16 protein-coding genes are annotated in these 17,906 nt (G+C 35.7%); 12 read left to right on the top strand and 4 right to left on the bottom strand.

The features are described from left to right. The first annotated feature begins 22 nt into the window (after positions 1-22). Positions 23-754 carry an SAM-dependent methyltransferase gene (locus tag L1I30_RS04470; RefSeq protein ID WP_236133069.1) on the top strand — a complete coding sequence of 244 codons (732 nt, stop codon included), beginning with the start codon at positions 23-25 and terminating at the stop codon, positions 752-754. Here L1I30_RS04470 and L1I30_RS04465 read toward each other — a convergent pair. From L1I30_RS04465 to dapF, 4 genes are all read right to left on the bottom strand, one after another. After that, positions 751-1,410 (bottom strand): peptidoglycan-binding protein LysM, encoded by a 660-nt coding sequence (locus tag L1I30_RS04465; RefSeq protein ID WP_236133068.1) that lies wholly within the window; start codon positions 1,408-1,410, stop codon positions 751-753. The two genes, L1I30_RS04470 and L1I30_RS04465, sit on opposite strands and share 4 nt — an antisense overlap. 201 nt (positions 1,411-1,611) lie before the next feature. Further along, entirely contained in the window at positions 1,612-2,655 is a 1,044-nt protein-coding gene (mltG, locus tag L1I30_RS04460) for an endolytic transglycosylase MltG (protein ID WP_236133067.1), read from the bottom strand. Next, a complete protein-coding gene (locus L1I30_RS04455; protein ID WP_236133066.1) occupies positions 2,645-3,175 on the bottom strand; it encodes a GNAT family N-acetyltransferase in 531 nt (176 codons plus the stop codon). The genes mltG and L1I30_RS04455 overlap by 11 nt, the downstream gene beginning before the upstream one ends. Then, a complete protein-coding gene (dapF, locus tag L1I30_RS04450) occupies positions 3,169-3,957 on the bottom strand; it encodes a diaminopimelate epimerase (RefSeq protein ID WP_236133065.1) in 789 nt (262 codons plus the stop codon). The genes L1I30_RS04455 and dapF overlap by 7 nt, the downstream gene beginning before the upstream one ends. A 133-nt stretch (positions 3,958-4,090) precedes the next feature. Between dapF and L1I30_RS04445 the strand changes: the two genes are divergently transcribed. From L1I30_RS04445 to L1I30_RS04395, 11 genes are all read left to right on the top strand, one after another. Next, positions 4,091-5,491, top strand: coding sequence for a S1C family serine protease (locus L1I30_RS04445; protein WP_236133064.1), 1,401 nt, complete (start codon positions 4,091-4,093; stop codon positions 5,489-5,491). A gap of 136 nt (positions 5,492-5,627) precedes the next feature. Continuing rightward, the gene (locus L1I30_RS04440) at positions 5,628-7,076 is read left to right on the top strand and encodes a glyceraldehyde-3-phosphate dehydrogenase (protein ID WP_236133063.1); all 1,449 of its coding nucleotides are present in this window, start codon (positions 5,628-5,630) and stop codon (positions 7,074-7,076) included. Positions 7,077-7,189: 113 nt separating this feature from the next. After that, positions 7,190-8,368, top strand: coding sequence for a DUF748 domain-containing protein (locus tag L1I30_RS04435; protein ID WP_236133062.1), 1,179 nt, complete (start codon positions 7,190-7,192; stop codon positions 8,366-8,368). Between the two features lie 162 nt (positions 8,369-8,530). After that, complete coding sequence (locus L1I30_RS04430; protein ID WP_236133061.1) at positions 8,531-9,115, top strand: hypothetical protein; 585 nt, start codon at positions 8,531-8,533, stop codon at positions 9,113-9,115. 67 nt (positions 9,116-9,182) lie between these two features. Continuing rightward, positions 9,183-9,866: a tRNA (guanosine(37)-N1)-methyltransferase TrmD gene (trmD, locus tag L1I30_RS04425; protein WP_236133060.1), complete on the top strand. Its 684-nt coding sequence runs from the start codon at positions 9,183-9,185 to the stop codon at positions 9,864-9,866. A 109-nt stretch (positions 9,867-9,975) separates the two neighbouring features. Next, the gene (gene rplS, locus L1I30_RS04420; protein WP_236133059.1) at positions 9,976-10,326 is read left to right on the top strand and encodes a 50S ribosomal protein L19; all 351 of its coding nucleotides are present in this window, start codon (positions 9,976-9,978) and stop codon (positions 10,324-10,326) included. Between the two features lie 672 nt (positions 10,327-10,998). After that, positions 10,999-13,221, top strand: a complete 2,223-nt coding sequence (locus tag L1I30_RS04415; RefSeq protein WP_236133058.1) for an NADP-dependent isocitrate dehydrogenase — start codon at positions 10,999-11,001, stop codon at positions 13,219-13,221. Positions 13,222-13,329: 108 nt separating this feature from the next. Continuing rightward, complete coding sequence (locus L1I30_RS04410) at positions 13,330-14,253, top strand: glycosyltransferase family 2 protein (protein ID WP_236133057.1); 924 nt, start codon at positions 13,330-13,332, stop codon at positions 14,251-14,253. Between the two features lie 46 nt (positions 14,254-14,299). Further along, positions 14,300-16,666 (top strand): TonB-dependent receptor, encoded by a 2,367-nt coding sequence (locus L1I30_RS04405; RefSeq protein ID WP_236133056.1) that lies wholly within the window; start codon positions 14,300-14,302, stop codon positions 16,664-16,666. A 3-nt stretch (positions 16,667-16,669) separates the two neighbouring features. After that, a complete protein-coding gene (locus L1I30_RS04400; RefSeq protein ID WP_236133055.1) occupies positions 16,670-17,482 on the top strand; it encodes a DUF4249 domain-containing protein in 813 nt (270 codons plus the stop codon). Positions 17,483-17,492: 10 nt separating this feature from the next. Continuing rightward, on the top strand, positions 17,493-17,714 hold the full coding sequence (locus L1I30_RS04395; RefSeq protein ID WP_236133054.1) for a DUF6095 family protein: 222 nt from the start codon (positions 17,493-17,495) through the stop codon (positions 17,712-17,714). The last annotated feature ends 192 nt before the right edge of the window (positions 17,715-17,906 follow it).

Genomic DNA, 17,906 nt, shown 5'->3' with positions numbered 1-17,906 from the left:
ACCAGATTTCAACTCATATCGTATGCCAATCACTAACTTCAACTATTCCGGAAAACTTTATTTAATCCCTACCACGTTGGGCACATCCAATTCTTTCGACGTGATGCCCGCAATGGTTAAAAATATAATTGGCAAAATAGATCACTATATTGTAGAGAACGAAAAGACCGCTCGAAAATCTATAAAACAGGTTGACCCCAATAAGCAACAGTCAAGCCTTAAATTGAATTCTTTAAACAAATTCACAAATCCCGCTGATCTCCCGAGTTTTTTAGATCCTTGTAAAGAAGGTCTGGATGTCGGTTTATTAAGTGAAGCAGGCTGTCCCGGAGTTGCTGATCCCGGTGCTGAAGTAGTAAAACTGGCCCATCAAATGGGAATACAAGTGGTGCCTTTAGTGGGTCCTTCCTCCATTTTACTGGCTTTGATGGGAAGCGGAATGAACGGCCAGAGTTTCACCTTTCACGGGTACCTCCCTATAGATAAAAAAGAGCGAAAGCACGAACTGAAGATGCTGGAAAGAATTTCTGCAGAGCGCAACCAGGCGCAACTCTTTATAGAAACACCTTATAGAAATAATCAACTCCTGGAAGACATGAAACAAATTCTCCATCCTTCCACGCAGTTATGTATTGCATGCGACCTTACCCTGCCTTCAGAATACATTATCACCAAATCTATTTCCGATTGGGCTAAAACAAAAGTAGACCTTCATAAAAGGCCTACTATGTTTATTATTCAAAAAGATATCTAAGCGTTGGCCACAATGGCTTTAGCTCGTCTATTTGGTTGTACAAAGGAAGTATCATACCCTCCAAAACGCTTCATGTAATGCGCAATACTGGTTCCAAATGCATCGCTAAATGCAGTTGCACCCCAACTTCTCAAGTATTTTTTTACACTTCCTGGTCCTGCAAGATGTGCTGCAGCTAAAATCCCCGATTCTGTGATTACCACACCGTTGATTTTCTTACCTTCAAATCTTTTAATGTCTCTAATTAAAATCCATTTGTTTCTTGAAGCATTGGCGTAGAATGCAGCTTCCTGCAGTTCTGGTGAATCCAAGAAATTCTCACTATTATAAATACCAATTAATTTAAGGGTACCCTTCCCGAATTGATATTTCCCCATATAACCATATTCATTAATGCTTTGGTAATCGCCACCAGATTCTTTAAAAGCCACAGCTTCTTTAAAACCTATATAGGATTTCCCTAATTTAGGCAATGCCTTAGGAGTTTTAACTACATCTACCGGAGTATTCTCCATAGTTTGTGCTGTATACTCAAAAGTTTCATTGGGGTGTGTCGCATAGACCTCTAAGTTTGCCGCATCTTTAGTTGAAAAACTAAAAAAGACAGATCCTGCTAAAATGGGTAGAATTGAAAATTTTGCAACCTTCTTTCTCATATTGTTTTGATTCTGGAAAGTTAATGGTCGATAACAAGGACCCCTTCCAATTTCGCCGCGCAAAGATACAATAAATTTTATTAATTTGATTTACAGACTGTTAAACAATTCTAAAGATATATTTTGCATTAAAAAAGCCTATAAATTCCTTAATTAAAGAAACTTATAGGCTTTTCTATAAATGATAGTAATATTTTTTTTCTATCTATTTATCCCCTGTTGGTTTATCCAACGCACATATGCCTGTTTATTACGATTGTGTTGCGCTAAATTTTCTGCGAATTTATGATATCCAAAGTTCTCTACATCTGCAACAAAGTAGAAATAATCATGATCTTCATAATCAAGTACCGCATCTATAGAGGAAATATCCGGCATTGCAATTGGCCCTGGCGGCAGATCTTTATATAAATAAGTATTATAAGGAGAATCCAAGGTGAGATCTTTATATAAAACTCTTTTGATAATAGTATCAAAATCGCCTGTTTTATGCTTGATAGCGAAAATAACCGTTGGATCGGCATCTAGTTTCCAGCCATTTTTATAACGATTCATATAAACCCCGGCAACCTTTGCTCGCTCGTCTACCTTTGCTGTTTCCTTTTGAACTATTGAAGCTACCACCGCGACTTCTCTGGGAGTCAGGCCAATTTTTTGAGCTTTCGCCAGACGCTCTGCTGTCCAGAATCGCTTATATTCTTTCAACATTCTATCTCTAAATCCTTCAGCAGAAGTATTCCAGAAAAATTCATATTGATTTGGCACATACATGGAAAGCGCATTTTTTTCATCCAGATCATTTTCAGCTAAAAATGTAGGATCTTTCATCACCATTACTATCGAGCTGCTGTCGGCTTCAATTTGAGATGCAATTCTCCCTGCCAGATCCTCTAACCTGTCTTGGTTATTGAATATCACGCGAACGGGACGATTACCGCTACGCAGGGTATTTACAATCTCGTTATTATTCATATTTTTTTTGAGAATGTATTTTCCGGCTTTTACACTTGCAGCATAGCCTTTTTTATCGGCTATTACATCTAAAGAAGATATATCTTTCAGGAAAGGCTTTAAGCTGTCGCGAACCGTATTGTAATTGGCCCCTGTAGGAATATATACCGTTACAGTTTCTGTTTCGAATTTAGTATTGGAAGAAAAAATACTGTTATAAATAGAATAGCTAAAAATGCCAAGCCCCACTACACCAAGGATGGCAATTATAAATAGAATTTTTTTAATATACATTATTGATTAGTTGATAGAGAATCTCGTCTTTAAATATTCCGTTTACCAGGATCCAGTCTTTCTTGATCCCTACTTTTTCAAAATTATTATTTTCAAATAGCTTTATACTCGCTAAATTATCGGTAGTTACTCCGGCGTATACCTGATGAAGGCCAAGGTGAGTAAAACAATAATCACAGACCAGAGAAAGCGCTTGCGCGCCATAGCCCTTTCCTCGGTTTTCATCATTCACAATCAAAATTCCTAAGGCAGCTCGCCTGTCTTTAGGTTCAAGATCAAAAATATCGATAAGGCCTATAGGAGCATCTTCCATAGTACAAATTACGAGTCGTAACTGCTTCACGTCAAAAATATCTCTATGAGAATTCTGAATGTATTTTTTAATAAGGAACCTTGAATAAGGAACGCGTGTTGCGCTTATTTCCCAAAATTCCTCGGTATTTTCTACTTCAACTATGAAATCGAGGTCTTCTGGCTCTAACGCCCTTAAATATACTTTATCTCCCTCTAGAGTTAACATTCTATTTGACCTTTAAAAACATACTCGGTTGGACCTGTAAGCCAGATATTCTTGTAACCACCCTCGCTTTTCTCAAATGAAACTTCTAATTTTCCACCGGGCGTTTCAAGAGTTACGTTGTTAGCATCTGTTTTAGCAATAGCATTAGAAACAATGGCAACCGCTGTTACACCTGTTCCGCAGGAATATGTCTCATCTTCCACTCCTCTCTCATAGGTACGAACCAGAAATGAATTTTCTCCTGTTTGTTGAACAAAATTAACGTTGGTTCCTCCCTGATGTGCATATTTTTCGGAATAGCGAATCTTAGCGCCTTCTTTCTTTACATCTATATCTCCCACCTCATCAGAAAAAACAATGTGATGAGGAGAACCAGTATCCAGAAATAACTCATTTTCATTGATATCATCTACTTCAAGATCCTGCATTTTAAGGCTAACTGAACCATTAGTAATAGTTGCTTCATGAAAACCATCTACCGCATTAAAAACAGCTTCATCTTCAATAATTCCCAAAAATTTCGCAAAAGCCACCAGGCATCTTCCACCATTTCCACACATGCTGCTCTGATTACCATCTGCATTATAATAGACCATCACAAAATTTTCATTCACATTAGAAGAATCTTCAAGCAAGATAAGCCCATCTGCCCCTATGCCAAATCTTCTATGACAGAGTTTATGGATTAGGTTGGTATCATTTTTGGGGAAAATATCCATACGGTTATCAACCATTATAAAATCGTTTCCAGTACCGTGAAATTTATAAAAATCAAGTTTCATTCTTCTTTAATTGAATATCACAAAGGTACAACAATCTACCTGAATTTTGCGTTGTTAACAGGTGGTTAAAGATTATTAGATAAATATTGAAAGCTTTAATTTTAAGTCATTTATTTTGAAAAATTAAAACAAAATGAAAAGAGTAGCAACATTTTTAGGAGCTTCTATTCTAGGAGGAGTTATTACATTGGGGTCTTATAAACTGATAATGGATGAGAAGGTTCCTTATCAAGAACAAGAAATTATCACTACTTCAAAATCTGATTTTTTACCCGTCTCTTATGATTCCAGCGTGTATGGCACTAATGCCGATTTCACAGAAGCTGCCGAGAAAACCGTTCATGCCGTTGTACACGTAAAGAACGTAGCGGTATTTGAAAAACCTAGAAGTATTTGGGAATATTATTCCCGGGGAGGCAATAGCGGCAAAGCTTTGCAAGGCGCAGGCTCTGGTGTAATTATTAGTCCCGATGGTTATATTGTTACCAACAATCATGTAATTGCGGGTGCTAGTGAACTAGAGGTTACCCTAAATAATAATAAAACCTTTCAAGCCAAAGTAATAGGCACAGATTCCAAAGCGGATATTGCTCTTATCAAGATCGATAGCGAGAATCTAGAATATATTCCTTTTGGAAATTCAAACAACATTAAATTAGGCGAATGGGTACTGGCAGTGGGAAATCCATTTAATCTAACTTCTACCGTAACAGCAGGAATTGTAAGTGCAAAAGCACGTGACTTAAATGCTTCAGATAATACTCCACAATCTTTCATTCAAACTGATGCCGCTATAAACCCAGGAAATAGCGGGGGAGCTTTGGTTAATATAAACGGGGAACTTATTGGAATTAATACTGCTATAACCTCACAAACAGGAAGTTATATTGGCTATGGTTTTGCCGTACCCTCCAATAATGCCCGTAAAATAGTGGAAGACATTATGGAATATGGAAATGTGCAACAGGGCGTATTAGGCATAAGCGGTAGTGATGTGAACGACAGAATCATGAAAGAATTCAACCTAGAAGTATCACAAGGAGTATTTGTGGGCGATATAGATTCTGGAAGTGGGGCCGCAAAAGCAGGAATTCAAAAAGGAGATGTAATTAGGCAAATTGACAATATCGAAATTAGAAAAATGTCTGATCTTACAGGATATATTGGCTCTAAAAGGCCAGATGACACGGTGCTTGTAACAGCTATCAGAAATGGCATAGAAAAGCAGATAAAAGTAAAATTAACAAAATATGAAACTTTTGCTATCCAAGCCATAGGATTGGAGGTTGCCAATGCTTCTAAAGACTATCTCAAAAAATTCCAAACTACAAATGGGGTGATTATTAGTCGATCTCTACTGGGTGACGAGCAATCTAAAGCTTTGGTTGGAGTCATCATTACGAAAATTGACAACCAGAAAGTTTCTAATGTTGCGGAGGTGAAAAGCATAATTAATTCTAAAGACCCTTCTGAACAACTGAGCGTGACTTTTGTAAATTATCAGGGGGAAGAACAAACCTATATCTGGAGGTAAGTTTCTCTACATAATTTGAACAACCCGCAGTAAATTCTACTGCGGGTTATTTTTTTTAAAAATACTTCACGAAAACGTTTGAAATCTATACTTTTGCAGCGTTTTAATCACAACACAACTTAACAAAAAACACGAAATGGACTTTAACGAAGTTTACGAAAAGGAACTTGCCTTTCAAGCCGACCGCAGGCGTGCATCGGTAGAATTTATTAAAATAGTTAGCGATTTATGGTATGATAAATCTATTGAATTGGTGCTTTTTAGAAATCAACTAATCAACCGTAATGTAAGTGACATTTTAAATCTTCATGAATACGCGGGAGAGTTTGTTCAGAAGCCAATATCAATTTTCGATTCTGTTGAAATTGCGCAGGCAATTAAAGACTTAGATCTTCCACCTGCAAAATTGGACATAGGTAAACTTACGTATGAATATCACTTAGAAGATGTAGATTACTCTAATGCTAAAGCATTTTTAGCAACCAAACTTAAAGATGCTAAAGAATATAAAGAAGTTACTCCAAAAGATGTAGTGCTTTACGGGTTTGGTAGAATTGGTAGACTACTTGCCAGAGAATTGATGACGCGTACAGGAAAGGGAAATCAACTAAGACTTCGTGCTATTGTTACCCGCGGAAAAGTAGATGCTACTGTTTTGGAGAAAAGGGCGTCTTTATTAAGAAGCGATTCTGTTCATGGCGATTTTTCGGGTACAGTTTGTATCGATGAAAAAAATTCAGCATTAATAATAAACGGAACTACTGTACATATAATTTCAGCGAACAATCCTGAAGATATTGATTATACTCAATACGGAATAGAAAATGCTTTGATTATGGACAATACCGGAGCATTTAGAGATAAAGAAGAATTGAGTCGACATTTATCTTCTGTAGGCGCTTCCAAAGTATTAATTACAGCCCCGGCAAAGGGAGTTCCCAATATTGTACATGGGGTAAACCACAGAGAATACAACCCCGATACGGAAAATATTTTCTCGGCAGCTTCTTGTACCACTAACGCCATTGCTCCTGTTTTAAAAGCAGTAGAAGAATCTTTAGGGGTGGTTCAGGGGCATCTGGAAACTATACATGCATATACCAACGACCAGAACTTGGTAGATAATATGCACAGTAAATATCGTCGTGGCCGTGCCGCAGGCCTGAACATGGTAATTACAGAAACAGGTGCAGGTAAAGCCGTAGCTAAAACACTACCGGTTTTAGAAGGAAAACTTACAAGCAACGCTATTAGAGTTCCGGTTCCTAATGGATCTTTAGCCATATTAAATCTGGAAGTTCAAAAATCTACCACACTTAACGGCATCAATAAAATAATGAAGAAATATGCTCTGGAAGGAGAAATGGTAGAGCAAATAAAATATTCTATTGATAATGAACTTGTATCAACAGACATCATAGGCTCCTCTGCTCCTTCCATATATGATAGTAAGGCAACTATAGTTACCGAAAATGGAAAGAACATCATTCTTTACATTTGGTATGATAATGAATACGGGTATAGCCAACAAGTAATTAGATTGGCTAAATATCTTGCAAAAGTAAGACGCTATACGTACTACTAGAATACATAACATATTATAAGGAAGCCTGTTGCAATAGTAACAGGCTTTTTTTTTGTGACTTTCTTAACCCTTTGAAAATGAAATTTAATTCATATTAGCTAAAATTTCATAGCATGCCCGCAATTAAAAGAAAGGTCTATAAAAAGAAGAGAGACACGTTCCCCATAATTCTCTTGGTAATATTAATTGCCTTCCGGCTTTATTTACCGGTATTAGTTAAGAACTATGTAAACAAAGTACTGGCAAATATACCGGGCTATTATGGACAAGTAGAGGATATAGACATTTCACTTTTCCGAGGAGCATATACGATAAACAACCTTTATCTTAATAAGGTTACTGCTAAGAGTCAGGTTCCTTTTTTAAATTTTCCGGTAACCGACATCTCAATAGAATGGAAATCACTTTTTCACGGTAAAATTGTAAGCGAAATAGAGATGGTTAGCCCCCAACTAACCTATGTGTTTGAAGACCATGAGCAAACACCAAATGAAGGGGAAGCAAATGTAGATGACTGGACAAAGGCGCTAACCAGCTTAGTACCTATAGATGTGAACCATTTTGAAGTGCATGATGGAAAATTAGGTTTTGTTGAATTACAAACAGAACCCAACATAGATCTTTATATCGATAAATTAGAACTCACTGCCGACAACCTGAGAAATGTACGCCAAGATAAACTAGTACTCCCCTCACCCATAAAAGCATCTGGGATTTCTATTGGAAAAGGAGAAGTTAAACTAGATGGAGATGTAAATATTATAAAAGAGATCCCAGATATGGACATTTCCTTCTCACTGGAAGGAGCAGATGCTACTGCTTTAAACGATTTCACAAGACACTACGCAGGAATTGATTTTGAAAAAGGAAGGTTTGGTCTTTATAGTGAGTTGGCTATCGCCGATGGTTATTTGAAAGGATATATGAAGCCGCTTCTCAAGGATTCAAAATTAATAGGCAAAGATGATGGATTTTTAGGAGTGCTGTGGGAAGGTTTTGTGGGCTTTTTTAAATTTATTCTGAAAAATCAAGGTACAGATACGCTGGCCACTAAAGTCCCAATTGAAGGAGACCTCAATAAAGTTGAAGCCGGCATATTGCCAACTATCTTTAATATATTTGAAAATGCATGGATAAAAGCCTTTACAGGGCAAGTAGATGAGGACATAGAATTTAAAGATGCTTTTAAAGAGAAGGAGAAGAACCTATCTAGAGAAGAAAAAAAGGAGTTAAGAAAAGAAAAGCGAGAAGCGCGTAAGAAAGAACGAGAAAATGAAAAAGAGGGGTCTTAACCCCTTATGGTAAAACATTTCATCACTACACCACTTTCCTTAAAGTTTTGAACTAGAGTACTGCAACATAAAAACTGAAAAATTAACTATATTAAAGCTAATAATTGGCAATAAGTTTTTTTCTGAGGCGTTGTCTAATTAATTTAACCAAAAAGCAGCCAAATGAACAAAGCATTATTATTTAGCATTTTATGCATTTCCTACATTACCCAAATTGCAGCACAAGATTACAATAGTGGTGAAAGTCCTATTGAAGAAGAATTTACCAATTTAATTGAAAGTTCCAATGATTATCAAGGTTATAAAGTTGTAGACTATAACGATTTGCTTCAACTAAAAAAGAAGACCTTTGAATTTATTGCTACGCTTAACAACGAACTTACTACACAGCAAAACACAATCGATCAGCAAAGTGATAAAATTGCCGATCTCAATTCCAATCTTGAAGAGACTCAAAAAAACCTAGCTGAAGTAACGGCAGATAAAGACGCTATTACATTTCTTGGCATGCCTTTCAGTAAAGGGACCTATATGGCATTAATGTGGGGGATTATAGCTGCATTGATACTTGCTTTATTATTTTTTATCTACAGATTCAAAAAAGGACATTCTCAAACTGCAGAAGCGAGACACAACTTAGAAGCTACCGAAAAGGAATTTGAAGCTTTTAGAGCAAAATCTCTTGAAAAAGAGCAACGTTTAGGTCGTTTACTACAAGATGAGCGCAACAAATCTAGCGATAGATAAGCACATTTTATAAGAATAATTATTGAAGAGATATTTCGCATCTTTGCAAAACAAAACTTTCTATAAAATGCGCATCGATATAATTACCGTGGTACCTGAAATTCTTAGCAGTCCTTTTGAGGTTTCAATTTTAAAAAGGGCAATTGAAAAAGGTCTGGTAGAGATCCATCTTCATAATTTAAGAGATTACGTAACCGATAATTATAAACAGATTGATGATTATCAGTTTGGAGGAGGCGCAGGCATGGTCATGATGGTAGAGCCAATAGACAAATGCATCACCAAATTAAAGTCCGAACGCGATTACGATGAAATTATCTACATGACTCCTGATGGAGAGACCCTCAACCAAAAAATGGCCAATACCCTTTCTTTAAAGGAAAACATCATTATACTTTGCGGACATTACAAAGGGGTAGATCAAAGAGTTCGAGATCATTTTATCACAAAAGAAATCTCTATAGGAGATTATGTGCTATCTGGTGGAGAATTGGGTGCAGCCGTACTTTGTGATTCAATAATCAGGTTAATCCCAGGTGTGTTAGGGAATGAAACCTCTGCTCTAACTGATTCTTTTCAAGATAATTTACTAGCTCCACCGGTCTACACCAGGCCTGCCGAATATAAGGGCTGGAAAGTTCCGGAGATTTTAACCTCCGGTAATTTCCCCAAAATTGAAAGCTGGAGAGAAGAACAATCTTATTTGAGGACTAAAACCCTGAGACCCGACCTATTAAATGATGAAGAATAGCAATTAAACTCTTGTTTATAATATTTAATTTCATAATTTTGCAGGCTCAAACCAACCTCTGGCGAAAACCGTGAATGTTGCTTTGACATATCTATTTAATATATATAATATGGAATCCTTAGTTAAATTCGTACAAGACGAATTCGTAGTAAAAAAAGATTTTCCTGAATTTTCAGCCGGTGACACTATCACTGTGTATTATGAAATTAAGGAAGGGGCTAAAACTCGTACTCAGTTTTTTAGAGGAGTTGTAATCCAAGTTAAAGGATCTGGACTTTCTAGAACTTTTACTATTAGAAAAATGAGTGGAACTGTTGGAGTAGAACGTATTTTCCCAATTAACCTTCCTGCGCTTCAAAAAGTTGAAGTTAACAAGAAAGGTAAAGTTAGAAGAGCACGTATCTACTACTTTAGAGGACTTACTGGTAAGAAAGCTCGTATTAAAGAGCAAAGAAGATAATCTCTTCTTCTTACAAGAAATTAAAAGCTCCAAATTGGAGCTTTTTTTATTTCAAAAATTCAAAAACCCTGCATATAAAGGCTTTGTACGCCCCATCACATAAGCATCTAATTATTTAAAAATTAAATAGTTAAAAAACTTGACTGTTTAAATATTTCATTGTAAATTTAAGTGTATTTAAAATTTGCAAGAGATGACAAAAGGATTCTCATTCGCTATTTAAATATTGTAAAGCATTGTTCTTTGCATATGTTTTTATCTTCTATACAGCGTTATTTTGCACAGCAAAAGTAGCTTGAAAGATAAAAACGTTTTTGATATAATTTGAACGCGTTGGTGAGCAAATTATATCAAGTGAAATAACGCACGCGGTAAGTTGTGGTAATTAACTTATTCAGACTTCCAAGTCCAGCGGTAAAACGTTATTTCGTTTGAAGCCATTTCAATATACAAGGTATGTTGAAATGGCTTTTTTTATTGCTTTTATTACCAGCTTATCGAAGGATTAGCCATCTTCAGACTATGATAAAATTTTTAAAAATACTATCTTCGCAAGGCTAAGTACTTTACATCCTAAATTACTTAATCATAAATATTTTAATCCGACATTTTTAATTGGAATTTCAATTTGAAATCCCTTTAATAAGTAATGTCAAAAAATAAATTCAAACAATGACAGAGCATTCAAAAATTTATTATACTAAAACCGATGAAGCCCCTATGTTGGCTACGTTTTCATTTCTTCCAATGGTGAGAAATTTTACAAAATCATCAAATATAGATATAGAAGCTAAAGACATTTCCCTAGCAGGAAGAATTCTAGCAAGCTTTCCTGAATATTTAACAGACGATCAAAAAGTAACCGACTCCCTTAAGGAACTAGGCGAATTGGTAAACAAACAAGACGCTAATATCATTAAACTTCCAAACATTAGTGCTTCTGCACCACAGCTGGAAGCTGCTATAAAGGAACTTCAGGATAAAGGATATAACTTACCCAATTATCCCGATGAACCTAAGACAGACGAGGAAAAGAAAATTAAACAGCAGTATGATAAGGTAAAAGGAAGTGCCGTTAATCCTGTGCTACGTGAAGGAAACTCTGATAGAAGAGCTCCAAAAGCTGTTAAGAATTATGCAAAACAGAACCCACATTCTATGGGAGCTTGGAGCGAAGATTCAAAAACACATGTTGCTACCATGAGTCAGGGTGATTTCTATTCTAATGAAAAATCTTTGACACTTGATAAAGCCAATACTTTAAAAATTGAACTTGAAGATAAAAACGGAGCTAAAACTGTACTTAAAGATAATTTAAAAGTGCTAAAAGGCGAAATTATCGATGCTACAGTAATGAATAAGAAAGCTCTTATGAAATTCTTAGAAGAGCAGGTTACTGATGCAAAAGATAAAGGAATTCTCTTTTCTCTTCATATGAAAGCTACAATGATGAAGGTATCTGATCCAATTATTTTCGGGCATGCCGTAGAAGTTTTCTTTAAAGACCTTTTTACTAAACATGGTAAAGCTCTGGAAGAAGCTGGTGTTAATGTAAAAAGCGGACTTGGAGATCTAATAAATACCTTACCTAATCTATCACCAGAATTACGCACTGAAGTAGAAGCCGATCTTAAAGCGGGATTTGAAAACGGTCCTTCTCTTGCTATGGTAGATTCAGATAAAGGTATTACCAATCTTCACGTACCAAGTGATGTTATTATTGATGCCTCAATGCCGGCAATGATAAGAACCTCAGGAAAAATGTGGAATTCCGAAGGAAAATTACAAGATACCAAAGCAGTTATCCCAGATAGTAGTTACGCTGGAATATACCAAGCTACAATAGATTTTTGTAAGAAGAATGGAGCATTCGACCCTACTACAATGGGAACTGTTCCTAACGTAGGTTTAATGGCTCAAAAAGCCGAAGAATATGGATCGCACGATAAGACTTTCGAAATTGAGAAAACTGGTACTGTAAGAGTATTAGATACTGAAGGTAATGTTCTATCAGAACATGCTGTTGAATCTGGAGATATTTGGAGAATGTGTCAAGCTAAAGATGCACCAATCCAAGATTGGGTAAAATTAGCAGTAAGCAGAGCTAAATCTTCAGGAATGCCTGCAGTATTTTGGCTGGATAAAAATAGAAGCCATGATGCTGAAATTATTAAAAAGGTAACAAAATATTTATCAGAACTTGATACTACTGGATTGGACATACAAATCATGTCTCCTGCAGATGCTACTCAGTTCACATTAAAAAGAGTGAAAGAAGGAAAAGATACTATTTCTGTAACCGGAAATGTATTGCGTGATTACTTAACTGATCTTTTTCCTATTTTAGAATTAGGAACCAGTGCTAAAATGTTATCCATAGTGCCATTAATGAATGGTGGTGGACTATTTGAAACAGGCGCCGGTGGATCTGCTCCAAAACATATTCAGCAATTTATTGAAGAAGGACATCTTAGATGGGATTCATTAGGAGAATTTTTAGCCCTTGCGGTCTCTTTAGAACATTTAGGTGAAAAATTCAAAAATGAAAAAGCGCTTGTTTTAGCTGAATGTTTAGATGAAGCTACAGAGCAGTTTCTTAAGAATGACAGATCACCATCAAGAAAGGTGAATGAACTGGACAATAGAGGTAGTCATTTTTATCTTGCATTATACTGGGCCCAGGCTCTAGCGAAACAAGATAAGAATCCAGAATTGAAGAAAGAATTCACAGCACTGGCGGATAAATTAGCATCCAACGAAGAAAAAATTCTGCAAGACCTAATTAATGCTCAGGGAAAACCGGTTAATATAGGTGGTTATTACTATCCAAATGAAGATTTAGTAAGTAAAGCCATGAGACCTAGCACTACATTAAATGATATTTTAGCCAGCTAATTTTATTGTTGTAGATGAATTTAAAAGCCTCGATGAATTTCATCGGGGCTTTTTAGTTATTTTTGTTTTGAGCACCATTAAATACAATCACATCCTTAAAAGTAAAATTTGAAAAATTTGATCTCGGTAATTATTCCAACCTTTAATCGTGCGCATATAATAAAGGAGACATTGCATTCAGTTTTAACTCAAACCTATACCAACTGGGAATGTATTATAATTGATGATGGGTCAAATGACGACACTTTTAATACGGTAAATACTTTTGTAGGATCGGATAAACGTTTTCAATATTTTACACGTCCTGAAACCAAACCGAAAGGAGCTGCCTCATGCAGAAATTTTGGAATTGAAAAGGCAAAGGGGAGTTTCCTTCAATTTTTAGATTCTGATGACATTATTGCACCAAATAAATTTGAAGTTCAGCTTCAAGCCATCTACCAGTACAAAGACACTATAGCAACATGTAAATGGGCACGTCTTGATTCAGGGATGGTGAAAGATAAAAAATATGAAAGTCTACCCAGTTATAGATCATTTAATCACCCGCCCGACCTTCTAAAAGTATTCGGAAAAAGTTTCACCTATTTTCCTCTTCATACTTACCTCACACCCTCTAGTTTAATAAAAGAAATAGGCATATGGAATGAAGAACTTACTGTGAACGATGATGGCGAATTCTTTACTAGGGCAATTCTTAATGCGAAGAAAATATATTTTGTTCCAAACACTTATGCTACATATAGGTCTGGATCAGGAAATAGATTAAGCCAGTTAGAAAAACCAGTCCAAATTCAGCAATTCATAAAAAGCTGGGAATCTATAGAGAAAACGATTTTCAATAAAACTGGAATTAAAAACCATTCATATGTAAAATATGCCAAAGCGAATTTATACGATAGAATAAAATCCAGCCATCCTTCCCTAATAAAATATAACAAGTTCTTTTTTAAAGGCAAAAGGGGAACGTTACTTAGCCTGTATCTAAAATTGATAAATAGATTGGTATGGCGAACAAAGTCAAAGGGGTAAAAAAATTATCTAACTACAAATTATATATTTACTTTAAAATAAAAGATTGAAAAAAATTATTTGCTTTTTATTTCTTCTCAGCACTATTCCCCTTCAAGCCCAAGATGAATACTCCATTAATGGCGTTATTAAAAACGCAGCTAATAACGAAACTCTGTACGGAGTAAATATTTTAATAAAGGAGCTAAATTCAGGAGTGGTCACTAATGAATACGGTTTCTATTCTTTACGCCTACCCGCCGGAAAACATACATTGACCATATCGTATGTTGGCTTTCAGGAACAGAACATTCACATCGAACTGAATAAAAATAGCAGCTATAACTTCTCACTGGTTGAAACTTCTGAAGAATTAGAAGAAATAATAATTACCGACAACACGGAAAAGCTCAATATTAAGAAGCCGGAAATGAGCGTAAATAGATTAGACATCAATACAATTCAAAAATTACCGGTTGTATTTGGAGAGGTAGATGTGGTTAAATCGCTATTATTACTCCCGGGAGTTTCGAATGCGGGTGAAGGTTCATCAGGTTTCAATGTAAGAGGCGGAGCTGTAGATCAAAATTTAATCCTTTTAGATGAAGCTACTATTTATAATTCCTCGCATTTGTTTGGTCTATTCTCTGTTTTCAATCCCGATGCCATTAAAAATTTAAAATTATATAAAGGTGGAGTCCCTTCAAAATATGGAGGACGCGTTTCTTCGGTGTTAGAAATTTTTCAGAAAGATGGAAACAGCAAGGAGTTCAAAGCCAATGGTGGAATTGGAATAATTTCCAGTCGATTATTGGCAGAAGGCCCAATTATTAAAGATAAGGGTTCATTTTTAATAGGAGGAAGAAGCTCTTACGCTCATCTCTTTTTAAAACTTACAGACAATAAAAACTCGGCCTATTTTTACGATCTTAATACCAAGTTAAGTTATAGAATTGATAATAGAAATACTTTTTTATTTTCAGGATACTTTGGTCGGGATGTGTTTAATATTAATGAGAGCTTCAAGAATACGTATGGAAATGCAGTTCTCAACCTTAGATGGAATCACGTATTATCTGATAACATTTTTACCAATCTCTCAGTGATCTATAGTGATTATTATTACGGGCTTACCTTAGATTTCGTAGAATTCAACTGGAATAGCGGGATTAAGAACCTGAATTTCAAATATGGATTAAATCATTATATAAACGATAATCTCAGTTTCGATTACGGAATTCAAAATACCTATTATGAGTTTAATCCAGGAGAAATTGAGCCAAGCACACCTATCTCGGGAATACTCGCAAATAAACTGACTAAGAAATATGCATTTGAGTCTGGAGCATACTTATCAGCTGAACAGAAAATTAGCAATACATTATCTGCTGAATATGGTTTACGACTCAGTAATTTCTTCAGGTTGGGGCAGGCAGAACTTAATTTATACCCCAACGATAAGCCCGTGATTTTTAATTCAGATTTTCTGATCTATGAAAATGCTGAGCCTATTTCCAGCAAAACACTTTCAAAGAGCAAGATCGAAAAACACTTTTGGGCCTTGGAACCAAGACTTGCCTTAGCTTATAGATTTAATGAGTATCAGTCTCTCAAGGCAAGTTATAACAGAATGAATCAATACCTTCATTTAATAACAAATACGAGTTCACCTACCCCTCTGGATATATGGGCCCCTAGTGGAAAGTACATTAATCCGCAGGTATTGGATCAAGTTGCCCTAGGCTATTTTCAAAATTTTAAGGAAGATAAGTACTCCATGGAAGTAGAAGCCTTTTATAAACATATAACTGACAGAATCGATTACATTGATGGAGCTAATTTAATTGCAAATAATGCCATCGAACAAGTAATATTACCAGGAAAAGCTAGAGCTTACGGCCTGGAATTACTTTTTAAAAAGAATACAGGACGGTTTACAGGATGGTTTTCTTATACACTGTCTAAGTCTGAACAAAAAACTCCGGGACGATCGGCCCTAGAAACTGGTATTAATAATGGAAACTGGTACAATACGGCATATGACAAAACCCATGATATTTCCATTACTGCAAGCTATGATATTAATAATTATTGGCAAATAAACTCTAATTTCATTTATCAAACAGGATTACCAACTACCTATCCAAATGGGCAATATAGATTCGAAAACTTAGTGATCCCTGTGTACTCTCAACGAAATAGTGAACGTTTACCAGCATATCATAGATTAGATATATCTGCCACATATATTCCAAAAAAGAACAAAACAAGAAACTACAAATCTTCATGGAATTTTGGAATATATAATTTGTATGGAAGAAAAAATGCGGTGTCATTAAGCTTCAGAAATAATGATGATACCGGAAATAATGAAGCAGTTAGATTATCACTTTTTGGAGTAATCCCTTCCATTACTTATAACTTTAAGTTTTAGATCATGAAAAAAAAATTACTTATACTTTTTAGCTTTATAAGCATTACCGCCCTCTATTCCTGTGAAGAAGTTGTAGATATAGCGTTACCGGAGTCAGATCCAAGGCTCGTAATAGAAGCCTCATTAATTTGGAAAAAAGGAAGCTTAGGAAATAATCAGACTATCCACTTAACAACCACAACCTCTTTTTATAATTCAGATATTCCCCCAGTGGAAGGAGCGCAGGTAGAAGTAAGTAATGCTTCAGGAGATATATTTATATTTACTGAGACTGAGCCGGGAATTTACACTACAGCTGCTTTCATCCCTCAATTAAATGAAACCTATCAGCTAAAGGTTATGTACGAAGGAGAAATTTATACTGCTAATGAAACCATGGTATCGGTTGTAGATATCGAAGAAATTGAACAATCGAACAGTGGGGGCTTAAATGGAAATGATATCGAATTAAAAGCATATTATACAGATCCTGTAGCAGCCAAGAACTATTATTTATTCAGGTTTTATTTTGATGATCTTTCCATACAAATCTATGAAGATAAATTCACCAACGGGAATCGCACTTTCGCCTATTTTTCTAATGAAGATCTAAAAAGTGGTAACGATGTTGGATTCGAAATCCAGGGAATCTCACAACAATTTTATGAATATCTTTATATCTTGAGAGCCCAAACGGGCGACAACAATGGAGGGCCTTTTCAAACACAACCCACTATAGTTAGAGGGAATATTGTTAACATCACTAACCAAAACAACTTTGCTTTTGGATATTTTAGGCTCTCTCAATCCCAAGAGAAAACATATACCATACAGTAATTCAAACATAATGAAACACACCAATAAAGAATTATTAGGAAAAGGGATAAAATATCTTGCTGGAGCCCTACCATTAACTCTTATAGGCCCATCTGTGCTATATAGTGCTTTCAACAATCAAAACCACCCGTTATACATTGTTGTACTAATAGTTGGTGCACTAGCCTGCATAGGCGCAATATTTTTAATGTATAAAGGAATTAACACCCTTATAAAATCCTTATTTGATTAATTAGTCGTCCCCCTTCTGCTATCGCCTTTCTGCGCTATAGGATAGCCAGCTTCTATCCCAGTTCGAGTGCTGGATTTAGAAGAAGATAGTATGCCAAGAGAAGCAGCCTTAGTGGGCTGTTTCTTTTATATGCCGTATCCTGGGGGAGCTTTGCATTTAAAAAGCTCTTAAAAACAAAAAACCCCTTCATCG

It is taken from the genome of Gillisia lutea (assembly GCF_021568705.1).
Taxonomy (GTDB): Bacteria; Bacteroidota; Bacteroidia; order Flavobacteriales; family Flavobacteriaceae; genus Gillisia; species Gillisia lutea.
The sequence above is the reverse complement of the archived record's forward strand: the minus strand, read 5'-3'. Positions and strand labels throughout refer to the sequence as shown.

Coding starts and splice junctions, on each gene's coding strand:
- L1I30_RS04430 (WP_236133061.1), top strand. CDS start 8,531: ATGAACAAAGCATTATTATTTAGCATTTTATGCATTTCCTACATTACC.
- rplS (WP_236133059.1), top strand. CDS start 9,976: ATGGAATCCTTAGTTAAATTCGTACAAGACGAATTCGTAGTAAAAAAA.
- L1I30_RS04440 (WP_236133063.1), top strand. CDS start 5,628: ATGGACTTTAACGAAGTTTACGAAAAGGAACTTGCCTTTCAAGCCGAC.
- L1I30_RS04445 (WP_236133064.1), top strand. CDS start 4,091: ATGAAAAGAGTAGCAACATTTTTAGGAGCTTCTATTCTAGGAGGAGTT.
- mltG (WP_236133067.1), bottom strand. CDS start 2,655: ATGTATATTAAAAAAATTCTATTTATAATTGCCATCCTTGGTGTAGTG.
- dapF (WP_236133065.1), bottom strand. CDS start 3,957: ATGAAACTTGATTTTTATAAATTTCACGGTACTGGAAACGATTTTATA.
- L1I30_RS04395 (WP_236133054.1), top strand. CDS start 17,493: ATGAAACACACCAATAAAGAATTATTAGGAAAAGGGATAAAATATCTT.
- L1I30_RS04415 (WP_236133058.1), top strand. CDS start 10,999: ATGACAGAGCATTCAAAAATTTATTATACTAAAACCGATGAAGCCCCT.
- L1I30_RS04435 (WP_236133062.1), top strand. CDS start 7,190: ATGCCCGCAATTAAAAGAAAGGTCTATAAAAAGAAGAGAGACACGTTC.
- trmD (WP_236133060.1), top strand. CDS start 9,183: ATGCGCATCGATATAATTACCGTGGTACCTGAAATTCTTAGCAGTCCT.
- L1I30_RS04455 (WP_236133066.1), bottom strand. CDS start 3,175: ATGTTAACTCTAGAGGGAGATAAAGTATATTTAAGGGCGTTAGAGCCA.
- L1I30_RS04400 (WP_236133055.1), top strand. CDS start 16,670: ATGAAAAAAAAATTACTTATACTTTTTAGCTTTATAAGCATTACCGCC.
- L1I30_RS04470 (WP_236133069.1), top strand. CDS start 23: ATGCCAATCACTAACTTCAACTATTCCGGAAAACTTTATTTAATCCCT.
- L1I30_RS04465 (WP_236133068.1), bottom strand. CDS start 1,410: ATGAGAAAGAAGGTTGCAAAATTTTCAATTCTACCCATTTTAGCAGGA.